General features: G+C 47.7%; 24 protein-coding genes. 14 read left to right on the top strand and 10 right to left on the bottom strand.

Annotation, left to right across the window (positions count from 1 at the left end; genetic code table 11):
• Positions 1-53 precede the first annotated feature (53 nt).
• Complete coding sequence (locus B3850_RS11670; RefSeq protein WP_286873845.1) at positions 54-275, bottom strand: DUF2970 domain-containing protein; 222 nt, start codon at positions 273-275, stop codon at positions 54-56.
• A gap of 11 nt (positions 276-286) precedes the next feature.
• Entirely contained in the window at positions 287-589 is a 303-nt protein-coding gene (locus B3850_RS11675; RefSeq protein ID WP_053954350.1) for a hypothetical protein, read from the bottom strand.
• Between the two features lie 134 nt (positions 590-723).
• Here B3850_RS11675 and rpe point away from each other — a divergent pair, with 134 nt between their 5' ends.
• The 4 genes from rpe (at position 724) to B3850_RS11695 (ending at position 4256) form a co-directional block, all read left to right on the top strand.
• Positions 724-1398, top strand: coding sequence for a ribulose-phosphate 3-epimerase (gene rpe, locus B3850_RS11680; protein WP_286873843.1), 675 nt, complete (start codon positions 724-726; stop codon positions 1396-1398).
• 14 nt (positions 1399-1412) lie between these two features.
• A complete protein-coding gene (gene trpS / locus B3850_RS11685) occupies positions 1413-2423 on the top strand; it encodes a tryptophan--tRNA ligase (RefSeq protein WP_058578427.1) in 1011 nt (336 codons plus the stop codon).
• 9 nt (positions 2424-2432) lie between these two features.
• Positions 2433-3014, top strand: coding sequence for an anthranilate synthase component II (locus tag B3850_RS11690; RefSeq protein WP_053954347.1), 582 nt, complete (start codon positions 2433-2435; stop codon positions 3012-3014).
• A 69-nt stretch (positions 3015-3083) separates the two neighbouring features.
• Positions 3084-4256: an HDOD domain-containing protein gene (locus B3850_RS11695; RefSeq protein WP_286911771.1), complete on the top strand. Its 1173-nt coding sequence runs from the start codon at positions 3084-3086 to the stop codon at positions 4254-4256.
• Here B3850_RS11695 and B3850_RS11700 read toward each other — a convergent pair.
• Complete coding sequence (locus B3850_RS11700) at positions 4253-4957, bottom strand: flagellar brake domain-containing protein (RefSeq protein ID WP_058578424.1); 705 nt, start codon at positions 4955-4957, stop codon at positions 4253-4255. The two genes, B3850_RS11695 and B3850_RS11700, sit on opposite strands and share 4 nt — an antisense overlap.
• 335 nt (positions 4958-5292) lie before the next feature.
• Here B3850_RS11700 and B3850_RS11705 point away from each other — a divergent pair, with 335 nt between their 5' ends.
• The 5 genes from B3850_RS11705 (at position 5293) to B3850_RS11725 (ending at position 9891) form a co-directional block, all read left to right on the top strand.
• On the top strand, positions 5293-6495 hold the full coding sequence (locus tag B3850_RS11705; RefSeq protein WP_286911776.1) for an aspartate aminotransferase family protein: 1203 nt from the start codon (positions 5293-5295) through the stop codon (positions 6493-6495).
• Between the two features lie 16 nt (positions 6496-6511).
• The gene (gene astA, locus B3850_RS11710; RefSeq protein WP_053954344.1) at positions 6512-7537 is read left to right on the top strand and encodes an arginine N-succinyltransferase; all 1026 of its coding nucleotides are present in this window, start codon (positions 6512-6514) and stop codon (positions 7535-7537) included.
• Between the two features lie 15 nt (positions 7538-7552).
• Positions 7553-9022, top strand: a complete 1470-nt coding sequence (astD, locus tag B3850_RS11715) for a succinylglutamate-semialdehyde dehydrogenase (RefSeq protein ID WP_273268389.1) — start codon at positions 7553-7555, stop codon at positions 9020-9022.
• A 71-nt stretch (positions 9023-9093) separates the two neighbouring features.
• Positions 9094-9444, top strand: a complete 351-nt coding sequence (locus B3850_RS11720) for a DUF3802 family protein (protein WP_058578422.1) — start codon at positions 9094-9096, stop codon at positions 9442-9444.
• Positions 9445-9486: 42 nt separating this feature from the next.
• Entirely contained in the window at positions 9487-9891 is a 405-nt protein-coding gene (locus B3850_RS11725; protein ID WP_286875624.1) for an OsmC family protein, read from the top strand.
• Between the two features lie 3 nt (positions 9892-9894).
• Here the strand turns inward: B3850_RS11725 and B3850_RS11730 are convergent, their stop codons facing one another.
• The 3 genes from B3850_RS11730 to B3850_RS11740 form a co-directional block, all read right to left on the bottom strand.
• Positions 9895-10797 (bottom strand): phosphoribulokinase, encoded by a 903-nt coding sequence (locus tag B3850_RS11730; RefSeq protein WP_053954340.1) that lies wholly within the window; start codon positions 10795-10797, stop codon positions 9895-9897.
• Positions 10798-10858: 61 nt separating this feature from the next.
• Positions 10859-11083, bottom strand: a complete 225-nt coding sequence (locus B3850_RS11735) for a SlyX family protein (RefSeq protein ID WP_286875615.1) — start codon at positions 11081-11083, stop codon at positions 10859-10861.
• Complete coding sequence (locus B3850_RS11740; RefSeq protein ID WP_286875616.1) at positions 11083-12075, bottom strand: WD40 repeat domain-containing protein; 993 nt, start codon at positions 12073-12075, stop codon at positions 11083-11085. Before B3850_RS11740 ends, B3850_RS11735 begins: the two co-directional genes overlap by 1 nt.
• A gap of 94 nt (positions 12076-12169) precedes the next feature.
• On the opposite strand from B3850_RS11740, the gene fkpA reads away from it, so the two are divergent.
• Complete coding sequence (gene fkpA / locus B3850_RS11745) at positions 12170-12925, top strand: FKBP-type peptidyl-prolyl cis-trans isomerase (protein ID WP_058578418.1); 756 nt, start codon at positions 12170-12172, stop codon at positions 12923-12925.
• A gap of 58 nt (positions 12926-12983) precedes the next feature.
• Here fkpA and rsd read toward each other — a convergent pair whose 3' ends face one another.
• Entirely contained in the window at positions 12984-13460 is a 477-nt protein-coding gene (gene rsd, locus B3850_RS11750) for a sigma D regulator (RefSeq protein ID WP_286875620.1), read from the bottom strand.
• A gap of 102 nt (positions 13461-13562) precedes the next feature.
• Between rsd and nudC the strand changes: the two genes are divergently transcribed.
• The 4 genes from nudC to B3850_RS11770 all read left to right on the top strand — a co-directional run bounded on the left by nudC (position 13563) and on the right by B3850_RS11770 (position 19831).
• Positions 13563-14360, top strand: a complete 798-nt coding sequence (gene nudC, locus B3850_RS11755) for an NAD(+) diphosphatase (RefSeq protein ID WP_286911772.1) — start codon at positions 13563-13565, stop codon at positions 14358-14360.
• An 85-nt stretch (positions 14361-14445) separates the two neighbouring features.
• Positions 14446-15516: a uroporphyrinogen decarboxylase gene (gene hemE / locus B3850_RS11760; protein ID WP_286911773.1), complete on the top strand. Its 1071-nt coding sequence runs from the start codon at positions 14446-14448 to the stop codon at positions 15514-15516.
• A 157-nt stretch (positions 15517-15673) separates the two neighbouring features.
• Positions 15674-16729 carry an efflux RND transporter periplasmic adaptor subunit gene (locus tag B3850_RS11765; RefSeq protein ID WP_286872059.1) on the top strand — a complete coding sequence of 352 codons (1056 nt, stop codon included), beginning with the start codon at positions 15674-15676 and terminating at the stop codon, positions 16727-16729.
• A gap of 3 nt (positions 16730-16732) precedes the next feature.
• A complete protein-coding gene (locus B3850_RS11770) occupies positions 16733-19831 on the top strand; it encodes an efflux RND transporter permease subunit (protein WP_058578415.1) in 3099 nt (1032 codons plus the stop codon).
• Here the strand turns inward: B3850_RS11770 and B3850_RS11775 are convergent.
• From B3850_RS11775 to rsgA, 3 genes are read right to left on the bottom strand one after another with little or no spacing between them, the layout of a single operon-like run.
• Positions 19828-20556: a glycerophosphodiester phosphodiesterase gene (locus B3850_RS11775; protein WP_286872050.1), complete on the bottom strand. Its 729-nt coding sequence runs from the start codon at positions 20554-20556 to the stop codon at positions 19828-19830. The two genes, B3850_RS11770 and B3850_RS11775, sit on opposite strands and share 4 nt — an antisense overlap.
• Entirely contained in the window at positions 20553-21401 is an 849-nt protein-coding gene (gene asd / locus B3850_RS11780) for an archaetidylserine decarboxylase (protein WP_286872057.1), read from the bottom strand. Before asd ends, B3850_RS11775 begins: the two co-directional genes overlap by 4 nt.
• A gap of 44 nt (positions 21402-21445) precedes the next feature.
• Positions 21446-22489: a small ribosomal subunit biogenesis GTPase RsgA gene (rsgA, locus tag B3850_RS11785; RefSeq protein ID WP_286872047.1), complete on the bottom strand. Its 1044-nt coding sequence runs from the start codon at positions 22487-22489 to the stop codon at positions 21446-21448.
• Positions 22490-22515 lie beyond the last annotated feature (26 nt).

Here is a 22515-nt window from a genome sequence, read left to right on the forward strand (position 1 = left end):
AATTGAGACTTTCTTTAAAGCCCATAGATCTCACCTGATGCAATAGCATCAGGCTACGCTACGTTGGCCATGACTAGATTCACAACGCCAACCAGACCTAAAACAAACAGAATGGTCAGAATGACGCCAATGATGATATAGGCTTTGGGGTTTCCATGCTGAAAGTCGCGATGCCGATTTTTCTCGGTTTGCACACCTAAAAACGCCGCCAGTACGCTGACAACCATGCTAATGAAACCGGGTTTTTGTTGGGTGTTTTCCTGCTGTTCAGACATTATTTGACGTCTTAACGGGAGTAGTTGTTTTTGTAGCGTTCTTTTTGAGCGTCGCTAGAGCTTGAAAAAAGCTCTATTAAGTCGAAGAAGTGGAACTGCACTGAACGACTGTGGCCTTTTAGCCAGTCACCCCAGGTGACTTCCTCTGTGGCCAGTCCACATTCTTTTTTCGCCTGAGAGTTTTCGCTACCAGCCAGAAGTTGCTGGCATTGCTGAGTGGCATTTTGCTGGGCGAACAATGTGCTAGGCGTTACCGTTGCAACTGCGGCAAGAGCCATCAGTGTCAGTGATAGAGTAACTATAGATAAGCGCATAACGTCCCCCAAAAGCATTAGAATGAACAATTTATCAGCGATTTTGTAAAAATTCCAGTTATCAATACGAATTTTTTTGTTTCGGGTTAACTGCTACAATAGCCGCCTATTTTGACACCGTGGGATAAATAACGATGAAGCCATTAATTGCCCCTTCTATCCTGTCCGCAGATTTTGCGCGCTTAGGAGAAGAAGTTGAGTCTGTATTAAGCGCTGGCGCTGATATTGTCCACTTCGATGTGATGGACAACCACTACGTGCCAAACCTGACCATAGGCCCTATGGTTTGCCAGGCGTTACGAGACTACGGCATTAAGGCGCCTATCGACGTGCATTTAATGGTTAAGCCGGTGGATAGAATTATTCCTGACTTTGCAAAAGCCGGTGCTTCAATTATTACCTTCCACCCGGAAGCGTCTGAGCATGTGGACCGTACTTTGCAACTCATTCACGAGCATGGATGTCAGGCTGGGCTGGTATTGAACCCAGCGACACCTTTGCATTACTTAGACCATGTTATGGACAAGGTTGATGTTATTTTGCTGATGTCGGTAAACCCGGGTTTTGGTGGACAGTCGTTTATTCCTGCAACTCTGGATAAACTCCGGGCGGTGCGTAAGCGAATTGATGACAGTGGTCGCGAGATCCGTTTAGAAGTGGATGGCGGTGTTAAAGTCTCAAATATTGGTGAAATAGCAGAAGCGGGTGCTGATATGTTTGTGGCCGGTTCGGCTATTTTTAATGCGGATGATTATGCCAGTGTCATACAGACCATGCGTGATGAAATTGCTGCAGTAACAGGTTCGTAGAGGAAAGAAAAAGAATGTCGAAACCAATTGTATTAAGTGGTTGTCAGCCGTCAGGGCAGTTGTCTATTGGGAACTATATTGGTGCCTTGCGTCAATGGGTGAATATGCAGGACACGCATGACTGTAAGTTTATGCTGGTTGACCAGCATGCAATAACCGTTCGCCAGGAACCTGAACAACTGCAGCAGGCGACGCTGGACGGTTTAGCGCTTTATTTGGCGTGCGGTTTAGACCCTGAGAAAAGTACCGTCTTTATTCAGTCGCACGTACCTGAGCATGCACAGTTGGCCTGGGTACTGAACTGTTACACGCAAATGGGCGAACTGAATCGCATGACCCAGTTCAAAGACAAGTCACAACGTCACGCGAATAATATCAATGCGGGTTTGTTCACGTACCCTGCACTAATGGCGGCTGATATTTTGTTGTATCAGGCAAATGAAGTACCGGTGGGCGACGACCAAAAGCAGCACTTGGAAATGACGCGCAATGTCGCAGAGCGTTTCAACAATTTGTACGGTGATATTTTCACGATTCCTGAGCCTATGATTCCAAAAGTAGGCGCACGGGTTATGTCGCTGCAAGATCCAACCAAGAAAATGTCGAAGTCAGATGACAACCCAAATAACTTTGTTGGTCTGTTGGAAGAGCCCAAGAAAATTCTTAAGAAAATTAAGAAAGCGGTTACTGACTCGGACGAGCAAGCACGTATTTATTTTGACCCTGCCGAAAAGCCGGGCGTATCCAATTTGCTGAGCATTATGTCTGCCGCAACAGGCAAGTCGATAGACGAGTTGGTCCCTGAATACGAAGGTAAAATGTACGGGCATTTGAAAGTCGATGTGGCGGAGTCAGTAGTTGCTATGCTTGAACCTGTTCAGCAGCGCTACCATGAGATGCGTAATGATCAGGCCTTTTTGCAAAGTGTCATGAAGCAAGGCGCCGACAAAGCGCGCGAAGCTGCCGCAAAAACCTTAAAAGATGTTTATAACGCCGTTGGATTTGTGCCCTACCCAGAGGCGTAACGCCGGTACATGATTGTACTTATTGATAATTTTGACTCTTTTACTCATAACCTGGCTCGCTATTTCTGCGAGCTGGGTGAGTCGGTTGAGGTTTTCCGCAACAACGAAATAAGCGTAGCTCAGATTAATCGTTTAAATCCAAAGGCTTTAGTTATCTCTCCAGGCCCATGCACACCCAATGAGTCGGGCGTGTCGCTGGATGCTATTTCCGCCTTTAAAGACAAGCTTCCGATTTTAGGCGTTTGTCTGGGTCACCAAGCTCTGGCGCAGGTGTTTGGTTCAACGGTGGTGCGTGCTGAACAGGTGATGCACGGAAAAGTATCTAACCTGACACACAACAGTCAGGGATTGTTTGAGGGGTTGCCAACCCCGATGGAAGTCACCCGGTATCACTCGTTGGTTGTTGAACCTGACACATTAGCTCAAGAGTTTGTCGTAGATGCCGAAACCAAAAGTGAGACAGGACAGCGGGAGATTATGGCTATTCGACATAAAAAATGGCCGCTTTTTGGTGTTCAGTTTCACCCTGAATCGGTTATGACCACGCAAGGCCATAATCTATTAGCGAATTTTTTACGTTATATACGATAATTAGTAACTGTTGACAGGCGCTGAAATCGCCGATACTTAAGCTGTTTTAAAACTCATAGGCGAACATCGATGTTTCACTTTTTCTCAAATACCACGGAAGGTGGTTCTAAAGACCCCGCACTAAGGCTGGAGAAACGGTTTATTAACTATCTCATTAGTTTTCCGTTTGCTCGTAAAGCCCGTTCTAAAGCCGATGGGGTCGAAGATGAAGAAAAAGAGCAACGTCGTAAGCTACTAGAGGTAGAGCGTTTAAACTACGAAGAGCGTGACCGAAAAGCGCAGGCGCGCCAACGCTTCTCCGATAGGGTCTCAGAAGAGCTGCATGAAGAAATTTATCATCGCGCACTAGAAACCATAGAAGACGGCGACTATGTGCGAGAGCGCCTAATACCTCTACCCGAAAAACTTCCCGAATTGTTAGATACGCTTAGCTTAAAAGCAGCGTCTATGCGCCGTATTGAGTCCCTTGTTCAGGGGATGGACTGGTTTCATACGGGGTTGCTTCGAACCGTTAACCAGCCACCCTTTATTGATCGCAATAAGCAGGTAAAGCTCGATAACTTGCGGGTAGCGATGAGCTTTGTGGGTACTGAAAACCTCCGTTTGCTGGCACCTGCCTACATCATGCAAAACTGGCTACCGCCATCGACTCATCCGTTCACTTTGTTCCGTCGAAAGGTGTGGGAACACTCATTAGGTACCGCTATTGCCGCACACAACATTGCGGTTGAGAGAAAACTAAAAGATCCCATATTGGCTTACACCATGGGTATGTTTCACGAACTGGGCAAAATTGCACTAACTAAGTTGTATCTGAAGTTGTTTGATGAAGTGCAGCGAGAGTTTGCAATGGCCTCAGTTAATGACAAGTCGCCGGAGCGTCATAACGCTTTGGTGCAGTTAACGCCTGACGAACATTTCCTGCGTGATTTAATGTTAGAGAAAGACAAAGAAGTGAGTTATCTGGTTGCTGAGGGCTGGGGTTTAAAACGGGTGCCAGTTAGTAAGCACTTACTTGCTTTTACTCAGGCGAATAGAACAACACCTAAGTACGACTCAGACTATGCTGAGGTATTGGCACAGGCTAATGCGTATTGCGAATTTCGTATGATGAGAGAAGTTGATTTAGCAAGCCTGGAAGAAGGCAAACGCATACTGAACAAGTATTCGGTGTCGGCGGAAACGGTGGCCAGGTTGAACAACGTTAGTTTAAAACGCCCACCAATTATTGTTCCTGACTAACACTCGAAGTCGGTGTCGATAAGCAGGTGATTAAACACTTCTGTTATATGTTCTTCCGGATCGGTGAAACGAACGCCGATACCAATTCGCCCAACCTCTTTACGTTGGTTCATAATTTGGCCGGACAGAGTTAACGGTTCTCGTTGAGAGCCAGAGCCAATGTTTATTTTAATGTTCATGTGCGTCACATTGCCTGCGTTACTCTGTGCTTTGAACAGTATGCGGCAACCTGCCGTTGAAATATCCACAATAACGCCACTGGCAAGTTTTTTACGGGCGTCTGCTTGAACAGCAGCGGAAGTTACATCAACGGGAATGTGAGTGCTGACGCGTTTTTGCGCCCGTAGCGCCCGTTGCTCAACTTCTTTAGGGTAGTCGAGATAAACAAGCCGGAAAGGAAAGTTAGTTACTGCCCGTATCTTACTTTTGAAAGCGATACACTCGCCGGCTTCGCCTTCTATGACAAGACGAACAACAACTGGGTTGCCTTCATACAGAACGTCAACGTAGCTTCCATCGGTTTTCGGGTTAGGTTGTTTTAATAAAAGGTAACGACCGCTATCAAAACCAATGAGCTGCAGTTTGGTGCGCACTTTGGTGGCGGATGCAAATTCAACATCTATCATATCGCCAGGGCGCAAGTAATTGAGCTTCATATGAGGCTGCGACGATTCTGGTAGTGTCGATGTCTCTTTTTCCATAACATCTGCCGAAGTTGTATACGAATAGTCTCAGGCTAAAAGAAGACGGTAAAAATTGCAATGCAATTCATGATACAGAGTTGTTAATAAATTTTACAAAAAGAAATTTACAGAAAAAGTGTGAGTAAAGATTCAGTGACTATTCACGCTTAAGCATAACTATTCAGTTAAAACGCAATAAATCCCCAAATGCTGATATGAAAAGGCTTTTGAAAGGAATTAACACAGACAAGCTGGTCAAATTTTGGCATAATAGCGCCCTTTTCAAGACATTCATTTGTTGACACCTTTGTTAATTCGCATGAGCGATAAGGACGAGAGTAATGACAGACAAAATGGCAGTAAATCGCGAAATGTTTAACGACGTTATGGTTCCAAACTACAACCCAGCGTCAATGATCCCGGTTAAAGGCGAAGGCGCCCGCGTGTGGGATCAAGACGGCCGCGAATATGTAGATTTTGCTGGCGGTATTGCTGTTAACTGTTTGGGTCACTGCCATCCGGCAATGGTGTCAGCGTTGCAAGAGCAAAGCCAAAAGTTGTGGCACTTAAGCAACGTATTTACTAATGAGCCGGCTATTCGTCTTGCTAAGAAGTTAACGGACGCAACTTTTGCAGACCGTGTTTACTATGCAAACTCTGGTGCAGAAGCGAACGAAGCAGCACTAAAACTGGCACGCCGTTGGGCGATTGAAAAGCACGGTGAACATAAGCAAAAGATTATTGCTTTTACTAAAGGCTTCCACGGTCGTACTTTCTTTACGGTAACTGTTGGTGGCCAACCGGCTTACTCAGACGGCTTCGGTCCAAAACCAGGCGCTGTTGAGCATGTTGACTATAACGACGCTGAAGCGTTGAAAGCGCTTATTTCTGACGACACTTGTGCCGTTATGATGGAGCCGCTACAAGGTGAAGGTGGTGTGGTAGCGCCGGACGTCGAGTTTGTAAAAACTGTGCGCGAATTGTGTGACCAGAACAACGCGTTGCTCATTTTTGATGAGGTTCAAACAGGCTTTGGCCGCACGGGTACTTTGTATGCTTATGAACAATTAGGCGTAACACCTGACATTTTGACTTCTGCTAAAGCGTTGGGCGGCGGTTTCCCAATTGGCGCTATGCTAACCACCAAAGAAATTGCCGAGCACCTGAAGCCAGGCACGCATGGCAGTACTTACGGTGGTAACCCGTTGGCTTGTGCTGTTTCTGAAGCGGTATTCGATATTGTGAACACCAAAGAAACTCTGGATGGCGTTAAAAAGCGCGAGCAGCTTTTCAAAGAAGAACTGCAGCGCATCAATGAAAAGTATAACGTCTTCAGTGAAGTTCGTGGTCAGGGGCTCTTGTTGGGTGCGGCACTTAACGAGCAATACGAAGGTAAAGCGCGTGAATTCTTGTTAGCCGGTCAAGAGCATGGCGTTATGGTGTTAATTGCAGGCGCAAATGTTGTGCGCTTCACGCCAGCGCTCATTATTTCTGAAGACGATATCAAAGAAGGCCTGCAACGCTTTGAAAAAGCTGTTGCTCAGGTTGCCGGTTAATTACTGAGGCGTTTTTATGTTGCTAATCAGACCCATTAAGCCGTCAGATTACGAAGCCTTGTATCAGTGTGCGATTGAGTCAGGTCACGGGTTTACCTCGTTGCCCGTCGACCAGTCGCTACTAGAGCGCCGTATTGATCGTGCCCAAAAGGCTTTTCGAAAAGAGAACGTCGAAACACCGGGTGATGAAAGTTACCTATTTGTGATGGAAGACACCGAAACCGGAACCATCGCGGGTGTTAGCGGTATTGAAGCTGCGGTGGGTCTGGATGAAGCATTTTGGCATTACCGTCTCGGTAAAGTCGTGCATCATTCAGAAAAACTTAATATCTATAATGCATTGGAAACTTTGACCTTGTGTAATGACTACACGGGGGTGTCAGAGTTGTGCACCTTGTTCTTGCGCGAACCATACCGTCACAACATGAATGGTCGTACGTTGTCGCGTTTCCGTATGTTATTTTTGGCCCAGTTTAAGCAGCGTTTCAGCGACTGGGTGATTGCAGAAATGCGTGGGGTTTCCGACGACAATGGTGACTCGCCGTTTTGGACTTGGCTAGAAGATAATTTCTTTTCCATGGATTTTCCAAAAGCGGATTATCTAAGCGGTATTGGCGATAAAACCTTTATTGCTGAGCTAATGCCACGCTTTCCAATTTACACGAACTTGTTGAGTGAAGACGCTCGTGCGGTTGTCGGAAAAGTACATGACAACACGCGACCAGCGCTTAAATTGCTGGAGTCGGAAGGTTTCCGTTTCCGTGGCTTTGTCGATATTTTTGATGCTGGTCCAACGGTAGAAGCCGAGGTCTGCAACTTAAACAGTGTAAGAAACAGCAAAGTGGTAACTGTGAGTGTTAAAGAACAAGTGCCTGAAGTTGAAGCAGCGGTGCCACATATTGTCTGTAATACTCAGCTTGAAAACTTTCGAGCCACCAAACTGTTGTTAGCAGAAGGTGCAGATGAGCTGATTCTCGATAACGAGCAAGCCGAAAAAATGCATTTAAGTGACGGCGACGACGTTCGAGTTGTCGCACTTTAAGCAGGAGTTAAATTTATGACAAACAGTATTCAGTTTATTAACGGAGCATGGGAAGCAGGCGAAGGCCAAAAATTCGATTCTGTTGACCCGGCTCGTAACGAAGTCATTTGGTCGGGTGAATCGGCCAGCGCGAACCAAGTGGAAAAGGCTGTTATGGCTGCTCGACAAGCGTTTCCGGAATGGGCTGAAAAGTCTGTCGACGAGCGCTTGGCTATTTGTAAAAAGTTTTCAGAGTTACTGGAAGAAAACAAAGAGCACTTAGCGCGTACCATGGCAAAAGAGACCGGTAAGCCGGTTTGGGAAACTCGTACAGAAGTTGGCGCTATGATGGGCAAAGTAGCAATTTCAGAGCGAGCTTATAATGAGCGTACGGGCACGGTTGAAAATGAAATGCCAGGCGCGAAAGCCTTTATCCGCCATAAACCGCACGGTGTTGTTGCCGTTTATGGTCCTTATAATTTCCCAGGTCATTTGCCAAACGGACACATAGTACCAGCACTTATTGCCGGTAATACCATTGTCTTTAAGCCCAGTGAGCTAACGCCTATGGTCGCTCAGGAAACCGTTAAGCTTTGGGAAAAAGCGGGTATACCTGCTGGTGTTCTTAACTTAGTGCAAGGCGAAGTTGAAACGGGTAAGGCGCTGTCTGCACACCCTCAAATTGACGGCTTGTACTTCACCGGCTCATCGAATACCGGACACCTACTGCATAAACAGTTCGGTGGTCGTCCGGATAAAATCTTAGCGCTGGAAATGGGCGGTAATAACCCATTGTTAGTGACCAATGTTGCGGACATTGACGCTGCGGTTCACAACATTGTGCAGTCTGCGTTCATTACCTCAGGCCAGCGCTGTACTTGTGCGCGCCGCCTGTTTATTGAAGACTCAGAACAAGGTCGAGCGGTACTAAAACGCTTAGTCGAAGTCACTGAAAATATTCTGGTTGACGACTATGAGGCAGAACCTCAGCCATTCATGGGCGCAATGATTTCTGCTAAAGCTGCCGGCGAAATGGTCGATGCACAGAATGAGCTTTTGCATAAAGGTGCCAAGTCGCTGGTTCGTATGAAGCAGGAAGACCCTAAAAAAGGCTTTGTGACACCAGGTATTGTTGATGTCACGGGTGTTGAAGGTCTTGAAGACGAAGAGCACTTCGGTCCGCTGTTAAAGGTGTATCGTTATAAAGAGCTTGATGATGCAATTAAAGAAGCAAACAACACGCGTTATGGCTTGTCGGCTGGTGTTCTTTGTGATGACGAGCAGACCTATCGCTACTTCTTTAAGCATATTCGGGCAGGCATTGTGAACTGGAACAAGCCAATTACAGGTGCGAGCAGCGCTGCGCCATTTGGTGGTATTGGAGCCAGTGGTAATCACAGAGCAAGCGCTTACTACGCGGCTGACTACTGTGCGTACCCTGTTGCTTCGGTTGAAGCTGATACCATGACATTACCTGAGTCATTGGCACCAGGACTTAAATTCTAGTCACAATCTGTGCTACTTTAGCGGTTGGGCAATTTGAATGATTGTCCAGCCGCATACGTAAAGAGAGTCAGATGATAGTAGAAACCGACGGATACATTGAGCTGATTCAGTACTTAACGGGGCAATTACCGTTATTTTCTGACCAAAGCGCGCAGGAAAAAACCGCAGACTACACCTTGCGAGACTTGATGGAAGAAAAGCTTTCCATGAGCATGATGGCGGTTTTTGAGCAAAATGAGCTGAGTCAGGAGCAGCGGCTCGATATTGTTCGCGAAACAGATACTATTGTTTATGACTTAGAAGAAGTTCTCTCCAAAGTATTGGATACTCATCCAACTCCAGAACAGGAAGCTTTCATAGATGAGTTTGTCGGGCTGGTGAAAAACCTGTTTGACGAGCATCTGCGAGAGTATCGCGTATAACCTTACTGAAAACGACAAGGAACAATAATGGCTGATAATACGATGAACGCAAAAGTGAGCTGGCATGAGGACATGACGTTTGTAGCTACCTCCGGCAGCGGTCATCAGGTCATTATGGATGGGGATTCTCCTGGCAAAGCGCCAAGCCCAATGGAAATGGTCTTGATGTCTGCGGGCAGCTGCGCCTCGGTCGATGTTGTCAGTATTCTGCAAAAAGCCCGTCAGGACTTTAGCGAATGCTACTGCGAGCTTTCCGGTAAACGCGCTGATTCAACGCCCAAAGTGTTTACAGACATTCATATTGAGTTTGTGGTGGTTGGTAAAAGCGTCAGCGAAAGTCATGTTGAGCGTGCGGTCAAACTGTCAGCCGACAAATACTGCTCAGTGGCTAAAATGCTGGAAGCCTCAGTCAACATCACTCATAGCTATCGAATAGAGGAAGCTTAAAGGCTATTGCTGGCTTGAGATCCAGTCGACTTGTCGGCGAACTTGGTTCTTTCTATCCATAATTTGCTCAATCAATGGCGTTAAAATAAGCTCCATTGCTAACGCCATTTTCCCTCCCGGCACGACCAGAGTATTGGTACGCGACATAAATGAACCTTCTATCATTTGTAAGTAAAACGGAAAGTCTACATTTTTTATGCCACGAAAACGAATGACTACAAAGCTTTCATCCAGCGACGGGATGTCTTTTGCGCTAAATGGGTTGGACGTGTCTACTGTGGGAACGCGCTGAAAGTTAATATGGGTACGTGAAAACTGCGGCACAATATGGTGAATATAGTCTTCCATACTGCGAACAATGCTGGTGGTGACCGCCTCTCTTGAGTGACCGCGCTCTGAAGTGTCACGAATGAGCTTCTGAATCCACTCTAGGTTAACAATGGGTACCATGCCGATAAGTAAGTCGACATACTGTGCAACGTCATAACTGTCGCCACAAACACCGCCATGAAGGCCTTCGTAGAAAAGTGCGTCGGTGCTTTCCGGAAGCTCTTCCCAGGGAGTAAAGGTGCCTGGCATCTGGTTGTAAGGCACAGCGTCATCAAAACTGTGCAAATAACGTCGAATTTTGCCCTGGCCGGTTTGTGAATACGAGCGAAACAGCGACTCTAAGCGGTCAAAGTCATTGGCTTCAGAGCCAAAATAACTGATGTGCCGCCCCTGCTCCTGAGCTTTGCGAATGGCTAGGTCCATTTCCGGTCGGGAGTAGCGGTGAAAACTGTCACCTTCCACAAAGGCAGCACTTACATCTAACGAACGAAAGATGTGTCTAACAGCCTGGCCTGTTGTGGTGGTTCCGGCGCCTGATGAGCCGGTGACCGCAATGATTGGATGCTTTGATGACATAACATTCCCGCAAACTAAAACAGAACAGTTGTTATACGTTGCTTAGCCCGCAAGATCAATATTAGTAATGTGGTGGTGGCGGCTCTTTTGCGGGATCAGAATTGTCGGAGTTCTGCTCCTGCATTTGCTTTAAGCGCTTACCCAGCCACCGAATTTGACGTTGCATTTCTGTCATTTGCTGAGTTTGTTCAGTGACGAGCTTATTCAATGATTCAATGGTGTCTTCCTGAAAGGTCAATTGCATTTCCAGGTTTGCCATTTGTTGTTCGATTTTCTTTAAATCCATTATTTACTGCCTGTTAAGTCAATTTCCCACCATTCAACCAGACCTGCTGAGCTTTCGCTGACGACGGTATTCTCAGCTTCGTCGAAAACCACTGCTAAAACCGACGCGTTACTTGGACGTCCACCGTCTCGTAAGTCGACTCGCCAGTCACTTAACAGTTTACCCGTAGCCGTGTTCCAAATGGCGATGCGACGCGAAGGGGCGCCGGTGATTAAGTAGTCTCCTGACTCACTGAAGCGGGCTGCGCTAAAAATACGCTGCCGGTCAGGGAACTTCAGTCGGCTCACTTCCTCACCACCGGGCAATGCTCGAATAACTGCATTATCCGTAGAGTCGGCAGCAAACGCATACCTGCCACTGGGGTGAAGTGCCACTTGCGTCATACGACCTTCATACTCCCAGCGGTGCACAATTTGGCCACTGCGAGTGTCCCATAAAATGGCGGTGTAGTCGTTAGATGCACTGAGTACATAAAAACCATTGGGTGAAATATCCAGCGCATTGACGGCTTCGGTATGACCGTAAAACTCTATGCGGCGGCCGGACTGCGGGTTAAAAGCGACCTGAGTGCCGTCACGTTTACCTAACACAACGGTACCACCGGACTTGCTCACAACAATTTTCTGAATGCGCCCATTACCAATGCTCCAAAAACCTAAGTTTTCACCGGTTTTCATATCCCACATAGAGAATTCATAGCGCGACGCAGCAACAGCAACGCTGTTGTCGGCCGCAATGTCGACATCAATAATTTGTGACACTTCACCTTCTTCGTGTTCCCACTGATACTTTGCGTTATTCGCGTAGCGTGGCCATAGCAACAGCCCGGTTTCGTCTGTGGACACTAAACTGTAAGATCCGTCGTCTGATATGTCAGCCGCGTAGGTGCCATTTTCAGCATGGACCTTCTTGTGAATTTTATCAGGGGAAGGCTGGCAGGCACTTACCGCTAATATCAATAGCAGTAAAGCGCTAAGCTTCATAAAAGGCATAGGCAACTCCCCTGTGGTTGTGTAGTATGGTTCTGTTCACTAACACTATTATGACATAGTCCGAAAGGATGCAAGACGATAATTGGAGAAAACAATGAAACATCTGATGAAACCGTTGGCAGTATCAGCGGTCGCCCTGGCGTTAGCCGCTTGTTCACAAGAAAAATTTCCGGCAAACGACACTCAGTTGCAGACAGAAAAAGACAAACAAGCGTACGCGTTGGGCTCATCGGTTGGTGGCTTTATTGCCCGTAACTTAGAACGCCAGGAAGAAGCTGACTTTATTCTTGAACGTGATGTCATCATTGCTGGTTTCGTGGATGCCATTAAAGGCGACCCTCAGCTGAGTGACGAAGAAGCAGAAGAAATTTTGAACGCTATGCGTCAGGAAGTGATGGAGCAGCGCCAAAACGTTTTAGGTCAGAAGTCGGCTGAAGAAGGTCAGGCTTACCTGGAAGAAAACAAGAAGAAAGAAGGCGTTAAAGTGACTGAGTCCGGCTTACAGTACGAAGTGCTGGAAGAAGGTGAAGGTGACAGCCCGGCTGAAACCGACATGGTCGAGGTTCATTATGAAGGTACCTTAATTAATGGTGAAGTATTCGACAGCTCTTATGAGCGTGGTGAGCCAACCTCATTCCCTCTGAACCGGGTTATTCAAGGCTGGACCGAAGGTCTTCAGTTAATGAAAGAAGGCGCGAAATACCGCTTTGTCATTCCAGCAGAGTTAGCTTACGGCGAGCGCGAAGTGGGTGGCGGACAAATTCCACCAAACTCAACACTAATTTTCACGGTAGAGCTGTTGGACGTGAAAAATACTGAAGAAGAGCCGGCAGGCGATACAGAGCAGTAATACTTTGTAATATGACGTGGCCTGACGTAATTAACGTCAGGCCACGTGCGTTTTAGGCTTATGCAGTTATAAGCTGATGCTCTTCTAAGTGGTTGAGTAATTGATCCTCAAACTCCATGCGAAGCTCAATGGCTTCACCTAACGCAGACAAGTCTCGGTCAAACTTGTCGCAATGATTGGTAGAATCGATATCGCCGTATTTGTCGTTAAAGTCTAATGCAATATCGGTTGTATCAGAGATTAACGGGAATAACTCGTCTGCTAAGTCATCAACTGAATGTCCCTGACTGCTCGCTTCTCGGACAATCTGGTCATAAATTTCAAAATGACCACTGGATACATAATCAACTAACTGACCGCAGAAGTTTCTTATATCAACAACGTCTGGCAAGCCTTTATGACTGTTTTCATAAGGCGGTAAGGCGGCAAGTTTAAAGTAATTGATCAGCAAGTCCTGGCGTTCTTCCAGCCAGTGATCAATGGTTTTATGAGCGCCACCCCAGCGCTTTTTTGCCTGTTCATTACGGCTTAACATGATACTCTCCGTTATTGATATCAGTCATCAATGTAAATTCTCAGTCGTTAGAACTCAATAGGTTTTACGCAAAAATCGTCTTACGGAAGAAAGAACCGAAATATGGCAACTTTATACGCAACTCCAGCGAATGACGAACCCGCATGGTGGTTTGTTGTCAGCGCCGATCATATTTTTCTGACTCATGATGGTGAAGTGCCTTTTGGGCAACTAAACCAGCTTGCGTTTCCGGACTTGGCGCAATACCAGGTTATTGAAATTGGCGAAATTCGCGAAAGAACCTGCTATCTGGTCATGGCGGATTACATGGATGAGCAGTTTAAAGGCGGTGATTTTGCACCGTTGCGACAGCTGTTAAAACCGGATGACATGGAAATATTCAAGATGGCCGGGCGTGCGCGGCAGTTCAGCGACTTCCTGAATACACACCGATTCTGTGGCCGCTGTGGTACTCGCATGCAAAGTGTTGAATGGGAACTTGCCATGCACTGTCACCAGTGTCAGCACCGCTGTTATCCGCGAGTGTCCCCTTGCATTATTGTTGCAATCACAAAAGGCGAGCAACTGCTTCTAGCTCAGGGTAAACGACATAAAGCGGGGCTTTACTCTATTCTAGCCGGATTTGTGGAAGCGGGAGAAAACCTGGAGCAAGCACTTAAGCGCGAGGTGTACGAAGAAGCTGGTATTCGTGTGAAAAACATTCAGTACCATATGAGCCAACCTTGGTCTTTTCCGCATTCTCTTATGATGGGCTTTACCGCCGAATGGGAGTCCGGCAATTTGCATATTGACCCTCACGAACTGGTTACCGGAGACTGGTTCCCAATTAATGACTTACCTCAAATCCCCCCGCAGGGAACTATCGCACGCACACTTATCGATATAGCCATAAAGAGGTAGAAACCGGCTAGCTATAAGTTTTCATGGAGTGCGCGCGCATGCACTGCTAAAATGCGCGCCAGAATTTTGTAAAAATGGATGAGTTATGACGGCTCCAGTATTAAAAAATGATCGTTATCTTCGCGCCTTATTGAAGCAACCTGTTGACCGGACGCCAGTTTGGATGATGCGTCAAGCAGGACGCTATTTACCTGAGTATAAAGAAGTTCGGGCCGAAGCTGGCGACTTTATGTCGCTTTGTCGTAATACGGAGCTGGCGTGCGAAGTCACTCTGCAGCCGCTACGCCGTTTTGATTTAGATGCGGCTATTTTATTCAGCGACATTCTCACTATTCCTGATGCTATGGGCCTTGGGCTGTATTTTGAAGCGGGTGAAGGGCCTAAGTTTAAAAATCCAGTCAGAGACATGGCGGCGATAAAAAACTTGTCAGTACCTGACATGGAAGATGAGCTGGGCTATGTCATGGATGCGGTTAGAATGATTCGCCGTGAACTGCAAGGTGAAGTGCCCCTGATAGGCTTTTCCGGCAGCCCCTGGACGCTGGCGACTTATATGGTCGAAGGCGGCAGCACTAAAAACTTCTCCAAAGTTAAGCAGCTAATGTTTGCAGAGCCCGAAGCCATGCACCACCTGCTGAATGTACTGGCTGACTCTGTCACTCAATATTTGAACGCGCAAATAGCCGCAGGAGCGCAGTCGGTTATGATTTTCGACACCTGGGGCGGCGTTTTGTCACCACGAGACTACAAAGAGTTCTCGCTAGCCTACATGGAAAAGATTGTACAAGGCCTGACGCGTGAAGCCGACGGTCGCAAAGTACCAGTGACGTTATTTACTAAGAATGGTGGTCAGTGGTTAGAAGCAATGGCGGCGTCAGGAGCCGATGCTCTGGGAGTTGATTGGACAACCGACTTATCAGACGCGCGAGCTCGCGTTGGCGGACAAGTTGCCCTGCAGGGAAATATGGACCCGAGCGTTTTGTACGCCTCGCCTGAGCGCATTGAACAAGAGGTTCAGACAATATTGGAAAGCTTTGGTCACGGGAATGGTCATGTGTTCAACTTAGGGCATGGTATTCACCCGGAAGTAAACCCGGAGCATGCGAAAGCGTTTATCGATGCGATTCATAAACACAGCCCGATATACCATAAGTAAACACCCTGAATTGTAGATTCGGGCAAAAACGCATCTAAAATACTGAATTTGCGATTAAAGACCGATAATCCTCGTTAAGTGCACCGCCTTTATGGCGGTGTTTTTCGTACAATAAGCTATGTTTAAAACCGTTGGACACAAGCTTTTAGAGGTCAACATGGCGAAACGTAGCTGGATTAACCCAATTACCATTGTGGTTGTCGTTTTATTAGCGGCAGCAATTTATTTATTTGGGTTTCCGCCAAAAGAAGTGGTAGAGCAGGGAGAGCAGCAGGCCGTGCCGGTAAAGGTACAGCAGGCAGAGGTCAGTGAGTTTCGGGATACTATCGAGGCTTTGGGTACTGCTATGGCCAATGAAACTGTCGAAATTACTGCGCAGACACAAGACGTGGTTGATAAAATCTACTTCGACAGTGGTGACCTGGTGAAAGAGGGTCAGCTTTTAGCCGAGCTTAACGCACGCAAAGAAGTTGCTCGTGTTCAACAAATTAAGTTCAGCTTAGACGAAGCAAAACGTCAGTTAGATCGTATTGGTGAGCTGCGTCGTGGCAATGCAGCGTCACAGCAACAGCTCGATGAACAACAGGTAAAAGTTAATGGCTTACAGGCAGACCTGGAAGTCGCAGAAGCCACGTTGCGAGAAATGAAGATTTACGCTCCGTTCTCAGGACGCGTAGGTATCCGTCAGGTCAGTCCTGGGTCTTTAGTAGGTCCAGGCGATGTCTTCACAACGTTAGACGACATTAAACCGATAAAAATCGATTTCAGTGTGCCAGAGCGTTTCTTTGCCAGCATAGCGGTGGGTCAGGAAGTAATGGCGCGCAGCCGGGCATACCCGGGAGAACTTTTTAGCGGACGCATTACCAGCATTGATGCACGCATTGACCCGGTAACCAGAGCTGTACGTGTTCGAGCCAAAATAACCAATGATGATGAGCGCTTGCGCCCGGGGATGCTGTTGCAAATTACCCTATTGCGCAGTATCGACGAAGCCATGTTGTTACCGGAAAAAGCGTTGGTTCCTATTCAAAACCGCCAGTATGTCTATGTGTTAACTCCAGACAACAGAGCCCGTCAGAAAGAAGTGACCATTGGTCGAAGAAAGCCGGGGATTGTTGAGGTCACTGATGGTCTTAAGCCTGGCGAGAAAGTCATCATTGAAGGTATTGTCCGCCTTCGCGACGGAATTCCAGTATCCGTTCAGGGAGAGTAATTTATGTTGTTGTCTGATCTCTCTGTTAAACGTCCGGTATTTGCGACGGTTCTAAACATACTTTTATTGGTGTTTGGTATTGTTGCGTTCACGATGCTGCCGCTGCGTGAATACCCTGATATCGATCGCCCAATTGTCTCCATTGATACCGATTACCCGGGAGCCTCCGCCGAAGTTGTGGAAACGCAGGTCACTCAACTTGTGGAAGACCGCATCAGTGGCATTGAGGGCATTAAAAATATCAGCTCCAGTAGCAGTAATGGCCGCTCGCGTATCAGTATCGAATTTAATTTAACCCGTGACATTGATGCGGCATCGAACGACGTTCGTGAGCGCGTATCGCGTGTGCTCGATAACCTGCCTGAAGAAGCCGACCCGCCTGAAGTGTCAAAAGCCTCCAGCGACGAAAGTACGGTCGTTTGGTACAACCTGCGCAGTGAAAGCATGTCCATTCTTGAGCTGACCGACTACGCTGAACGGTACATTGTGGACAGGCTGTCGGTGGCTGACGGGGTAGCGCGAGTGGTAATCGGTGGTGACCGCCGTTATGCCATGCGTGTTTGGTTAGACCGCGATGCAATGGCGGCACGGCGTGTGACGGTGACTGATATTGTTAACCGGTTGCGTGAAGAGAATGTTGAATTACCGGCCGGTGAGGTTGAGTCAACAGACAGGGAGTTTTCGGTTCGAATGGCCCGGGCTTACCTGGCGCCGGAAGACTTTAAAAACCTTGTAATACGCCAGGGCGATGATGGTTACCTTGTTCGTTTAGGGGAGGTTGCCCGGGTAGAACTCGGCGCCGAGGACGATAAAACCGACTTCCGCGGTAATGGCGTGAATATGGTCGGTATTGGCATTATTAAACAGTCCAAGGGCAACACGCTGGAAGTGGTGAATAATGTTCACCGGGAAATGGAGAACATACAGGAAACACTTCCGGAAACCATGTATTTGGCGCCAAGCTACGACTCATCGATATTCATACAGGGGTCAGTGGATGAGGTATACAACACCTTAGCCGTAGCGATGTCGCTGGTTATTGTCGTGATTTACCTGTTTTTGGGGAATGTACGGGCGACCATAGTTCCCGCGTTAACGGTACCTGTCGCCATAATTGCCTCTTACATTGTGCTATTCGCGTTGGGCTTCTCTATCAACCTTCTGACTTTGCTGGCGCTGGTATTGGCGATAGGCCTTGTGGTTGATGACTCCATTGTCGTGTTAGAGAACATTTACCGACGTATCGAAGAAGGCGAGCCGCCGTTGTTGGCCGCTTACAGGGGCGCGCGAGAAGTTGGCTTTGCCGTTATAGCAACCACATTAGTGCTTATTTCCGTGTTTGTACCTTTGGCGTTTCTGGAAGGGAACATTGGTAAGCTCTTTACCGAGTTTGCTTTAGCCATAGCTGCGGCGGTCGCTTTCTCAAGTATTGCAGCACTGACGCTAACCCCAATGTTGAGCTCCAAAGTACTCAGCAAAAAAGAGCGAACCAGTAAGTTTGGTCGGGCTTTTGATGCGACCTTTAACTGGCTGGAAAACGGCTACGGCAACATTCTTGAAAAAAGCGTGAAGCGCCCGCTAATGGCGGTAGTTTTAGTCGTAATGTCAGGTGTTGTTGCTTATGGGTTGTTTAGTTTTATTCCGCAAGAGTTTGCGCCACCGGAAGACCGCGGAACCTTTTATATCCGTGTAAACAGTGCCGAAGGTGCCAGCTTTGAGTCGAGCTCACGACACATGGATGAAATTGAGCAAATACTTCTGCCATATATTGACGAAGGCAAAATTGACCGCTTAATTGTTCGTGCACCGGGTTGGGGCGGCAGTGCCGGTATCGCCATTGTTGGCGCAGTGCCATTTGATGAACGTGACTGGTCAAGCTTTGACTTAATGGAAGAAATGCGAGAGCAGCTTAACTCGGTTGTTGGCGTGCAGGCTTTTGCCTTCATGCGCAGTGGCATTAGCGGCGGCGGAGGTCGACCGGTACAGTTTGTGTTGCAAGGTAACACGTATGAGCGCCTGGCGGAGTTTCGCGATATCGTTATCGAAGAGGCGTCAACGAACCCAGGGCTGCAAAACCTGGACAGCGACTATAAAGAAACGTTGCCGCAACTGCTTATTGAAGTGGATGAAGCCAGTGCGGCGGACTTAGGTGTGTCGGTTCAGGATATTGGTATTACGCTACAGTCCGTGCTGGGTCAGCGCCGTGTCACCACATATCTCGATAGAGGTGAAGAGTATGACGTTATGCTCGAAGGTGAGAAAGCAGACTACCGCAGCCCAAGCGCTATCGATAATATCTATGTGCGTTCGCGCAAAAGTGACGAGCTTATTCCTCTTTCAAACTTAGTCAGCGTTACTGAGCAGGCAACTTCAGCGCGACTGAATCGTTATAACCGCATGCGCAGTGTGACCATAGAAGCGAACCTGGCGGACGGTTACTCGCTGGGTGAAGCCTTGAGCTATCTGGAAGGGGTGGTTCAGGAGAAGTTGCCTGAAGACGTTTCTGTTGACTACAAAGGTGAGTCGCAGCTTTATAAAGAAAGTGGCAGCTCTATCGTCTTTGTATTCGGCTTAGCGTTGGTTATTACCTTCCTGGTACTAGCCGCTCAGTTTGAAAGCTTTATACATCCGTTGGTCATCATGCTAGCGGTTCCAATGGCGATTGTGGGTGCTCTCATAGGTCTTTACGTAACGGGCATGAGTATCAACATTTACAGCCAAATTGGTATTGTCATGCTTATTGGTTTGGCTGCCAAAAACGGTATTTTGATTGTTGAATTTGCGAACCAGCTTCGTGACTCCGGTGTTGAGTTTAAAGAGGCGGTGCTGCGGGCTTCGCGTCAGCGTTTGCGCCCTATTGTGATGACTGCATTCACGACTCTCATGAGTGCTATGCCGCTTATTCTTGGCTCAGGGCCGGGCGCTGAAAGCCGTCAGGTTATTGGTACGGTCATCTTTGCCGGTGTGGCGGTATCGGCGTTCTTAACCTTGTTCGTCATTCCTGCGCTTTACATTGCACTGGCTCAGAAGACCAGTTCACCGATGGCAATTACGCGCAAGCTGGAGTCAATGCAGGAAGAGTATCCGGACCACCACAGTTAATAGTGCAAGATAGGATCATTGCCGGCAGTCGTTAAGCCGGCAATGACATTTTGTGCAAAGCTTGGATGGTTCGTGAAAATGCCATCAACGCCCATTTCGTGCAGCTCTTCAATATCGTGTCTTTCGTCGACCGTGTAGACATACACCTGAAGTCCCCGTTCATGTCCGTCTTCGACAAGTTCTTTAGTCACAAAGTCCACAGCAAAGTGGGCGGAATAAGCGTTAAGATCCTCCGCAAACTGGCAGTAAGTTAACGGACAGCTGGCACTTAAAGCGCCAATAAGGGCATCGGGGCGACGCTTTTTGAGGCGTTGCAACCAATGATGGTTAAACGATGAAAACAAAAGCTGCTCTTGCGAAAAGCTCGTATTGGTTAGTGCGAAATCCACATCTTTAAGCAATTCGCGAGTCGGAATGTCGCCTTTTAGCTCAATGTTCACATGACAGTGACCATTAATGTGTTTGAGGGCATCGCGCAGCGTTGGTATGGGTTGTTGTCCAAATATTTTTAGTTGCTTTAATTGCTCGGCAGATAAGTCTTTTAAGCGACCAGGCGTTGCGGTGAGGCGCTCGAGGTAGCGGTCGTGAAAGACGAAGCGCTCGCCGTCAATGCCGTAAACATCGAGCTCGATGCCATGGACGCCGGAATCCATGGCGCGCGTAAAGGCCGCTAGTGTGTTTTCCGGGGCTTCGTAACTTGCGCCCCGGTGAGCCCATAAAATCAATCGTCACTCTCTTTAGTTTCTGTTTTTATTTTTGCCATGACCTCACCCATGCGAGTTGTAGAGCGAGGCTCAAGGTCATCATCAAACTCTATAGCATCCTTGGCAAACGTCAGCACCACGGTCGAGCCTAATTTGAAGTGACCCATTTCTTCACCTTTCTTAAGGTGTATAGCCGCAGGGCCAGATGCCGGATAAGACCAGCTTTGAATGCGTCCACCAGTTGGCGGTGTCACAGTGCCGGACCAGACTGTACCAATACTGGCAACAATAGTGGCGCCAACCAGAACCATCGACATGGGGCCAACTTCTGTGTCAAAAATAGCCACAACACGCTCATTACGAGCAAATAAATTGGGCACATTGGCCGCTGTGAGCGGGTTCACTGAATAAAGGTCCCCCGGTACGTAAACCATTTTCTTGAGCACGCCATCGCATGGCATATGAATACGGTGATAGTCTTTCGGTGCCAGATAAATGGTCGCGAAATCGCCATTCATAAAGGGTTTGGCATCTTCTTCGCTGCCGCCTAGCAGCTCTTTTAACGAGTAGTCGTGACCTTTGGCCTGGAATATACGCCCGTCTTTAATTTCGCCAAGCTGACTGACTGCACCGTCTACCGGATGTGCCAACTCGTCATCATCCGCCTTTAATGGTCTTAGTTCGGGCTTCAGACGGCGCGTGAAAAAGTCATTAAAGGTTTTATACGCTTGCGGTGACTCTTCAATAGCCTCACTCATATCAATTTTGTATTGACGGATAAACCAACGGATGAATGTCTGTGTGAACCATCCGGCACGTGCCGCTGCAAATTTTCCCATCAAGCGGGAAATAAGGTGCTTCGGCATAACGTGCTGAAAGAATATTTTGGCTTTATCGGTTTTTGCCACAGTTAATTACCTCTAATGACCCTACTGGGTTTCTGTGTTTTCATCGTTTCAATAATGCGATGATAATTAGAAAGGCGCCAGTCGTGCAATGCATTCTTGCTGACAGCCTCTTGTAATGCGCAGCCCGGGTCTTCTGCATGTTTGCAGTCCCGGAATTTGCAGCCGCCTAAATAGTCACGAAAGTCGACATAACACCAGGCAACACGCTCTGGCTCCAAGTGCCATAATGAGAACTCCCGAATACCGGGCGAGTCGATAAGCGCACCGCCCTCGGCTAAGTCGTACCAGGTTGCTACCGTTGTTGTGTGCTGGCCTAGCCCGGAATTATCTGACACTTGTTTGGTTTCGGCGTTCACTTCAGGCAGTAGCTGATTGACCAGCGATGACTTCCCGACACCCGATTGTCCGACAACAATAGAGACATGGTCTTTAAGCCGCTGTCTAAGTGTTTCAAGCCCTTCGCCGGTTGTACTGCTGACCCGAAGCACCGTGTAGCCAATATTCTGATAGTCAGCTAAACGTTGCTCAATATGCGCTTTTTCTTCGTTGTCGATATTGTCGAGCAAGTCGGCTTTATTAAGCACAATAATAGGCTCAATGCCTATGTCTTCGCATGCCACTAAATAGCGATCAATAATTTGTGATGAGAAACTCGGCAGTACGCTGGATATGACAAAAATTTGGTCAATATTGGAAGCCACAGGCTTCAGGCCGTCGTAATAGTCCGGACGTGAAAGTAGGCTTTGGCGCTCGTGTACTGCGATGACAACGCCTTGCATACCTTGCTGCTCAGTCGTTGCCCGAGCCCATTGAACAATGTCTCCACAGACTAAACTGTCGACCACACGGCGAATATGACAACGATAGGTATTGCCCTGCTCATCTCTAATATCAGCGTGCTGTCCAAAACGGCTAATGACACGGCCTGTTTCAGGCGCATTAAGCTGGCCGTCGTTCCATTCGACGTCATTACCTTTCAGCCGCTTTTTTTGATTCGCCGACACACGGCGTTGCTGACCTTTATTGAGACGTTTGCGTTTTGCCAATCGGGATAACCTGTTGTCGAGCTTTA

The organism is Idiomarina sp. UBA4520 (genome assembly GCF_002388365.1).
Classification (GTDB): Bacteria; Pseudomonadota; Gammaproteobacteria; order Enterobacterales; family Alteromonadaceae; genus Idiomarina; species Idiomarina zobellii.

Excerpts from the sequence above, each read along its gene's own strand:
- B3850_RS11670 (WP_286873845.1), bottom strand. The coding sequence starts at position 275 with ATGTCTGAACAGCAGGAAAACACCCAACAAAAACCCGGTTTCATTAGC.
- B3850_RS11675 (WP_053954350.1), bottom strand. The coding sequence starts at position 589 with ATGCGCTTATCTATAGTTACTCTATCACTGACACTGATGGCTCTTGCC.
- rpe (WP_286873843.1), top strand. The coding sequence starts at position 724 with ATGAAGCCATTAATTGCCCCTTCTATCCTGTCCGCAGATTTTGCGCGC.
- trpS (WP_058578427.1), top strand. The coding sequence starts at position 1,413 with ATGTCGAAACCAATTGTATTAAGTGGTTGTCAGCCGTCAGGGCAGTTG.
- B3850_RS11690 (WP_053954347.1), top strand. The coding sequence starts at position 2,433 with ATGATTGTACTTATTGATAATTTTGACTCTTTTACTCATAACCTGGCT.
- B3850_RS11695 (WP_286911771.1), top strand. The coding sequence starts at position 3,084 with ATGTTTCACTTTTTCTCAAATACCACGGAAGGTGGTTCTAAAGACCCC.
- B3850_RS11700 (WP_058578424.1), bottom strand. The coding sequence starts at position 4,957 with ATGGAAAAAGAGACATCGACACTACCAGAATCGTCGCAGCCTCATATG.
- B3850_RS11705 (WP_286911776.1), top strand. The coding sequence starts at position 5,293 with ATGGCAGTAAATCGCGAAATGTTTAACGACGTTATGGTTCCAAACTAC.
- astA (WP_053954344.1), top strand. The coding sequence starts at position 6,512 with ATGTTGCTAATCAGACCCATTAAGCCGTCAGATTACGAAGCCTTGTAT.
- astD (WP_273268389.1), top strand. The coding sequence starts at position 7,553 with ATGACAAACAGTATTCAGTTTATTAACGGAGCATGGGAAGCAGGCGAA.
- B3850_RS11720 (WP_058578422.1), top strand. The coding sequence starts at position 9,094 with ATGATAGTAGAAACCGACGGATACATTGAGCTGATTCAGTACTTAACG.
- B3850_RS11725 (WP_286875624.1), top strand. The coding sequence starts at position 9,487 with ATGAACGCAAAAGTGAGCTGGCATGAGGACATGACGTTTGTAGCTACC.
- B3850_RS11730 (WP_053954340.1), bottom strand. The coding sequence starts at position 10,797 with ATGTCATCAAAGCATCCAATCATTGCGGTCACCGGCTCATCAGGCGCC.
- B3850_RS11735 (WP_286875615.1), bottom strand. The coding sequence starts at position 11,083 with ATGGATTTAAAGAAAATCGAACAACAAATGGCAAACCTGGAAATGCAA.
- B3850_RS11740 (WP_286875616.1), bottom strand. The coding sequence starts at position 12,075 with ATGCCTTTTATGAAGCTTAGCGCTTTACTGCTATTGATATTAGCGGTA.
- fkpA (WP_058578418.1), top strand. The coding sequence starts at position 12,170 with ATGAAACATCTGATGAAACCGTTGGCAGTATCAGCGGTCGCCCTGGCG.
- rsd (WP_286875620.1), bottom strand. The coding sequence starts at position 13,460 with ATGTTAAGCCGTAATGAACAGGCAAAAAAGCGCTGGGGTGGCGCTCAT.
- nudC (WP_286911772.1), top strand. The coding sequence starts at position 13,563 with ATGGCAACTTTATACGCAACTCCAGCGAATGACGAACCCGCATGGTGG.
- hemE (WP_286911773.1), top strand. The coding sequence starts at position 14,446 with ATGACGGCTCCAGTATTAAAAAATGATCGTTATCTTCGCGCCTTATTG.
- B3850_RS11765 (WP_286872059.1), top strand. The coding sequence starts at position 15,674 with ATGGCGAAACGTAGCTGGATTAACCCAATTACCATTGTGGTTGTCGTT.
- B3850_RS11770 (WP_058578415.1), top strand. The coding sequence starts at position 16,733 with ATGTTGTTGTCTGATCTCTCTGTTAAACGTCCGGTATTTGCGACGGTT.
- asd (WP_286872057.1), bottom strand. The coding sequence starts at position 21,401 with ATGCCGAAGCACCTTATTTCCCGCTTGATGGGAAAATTTGCAGCGGCA.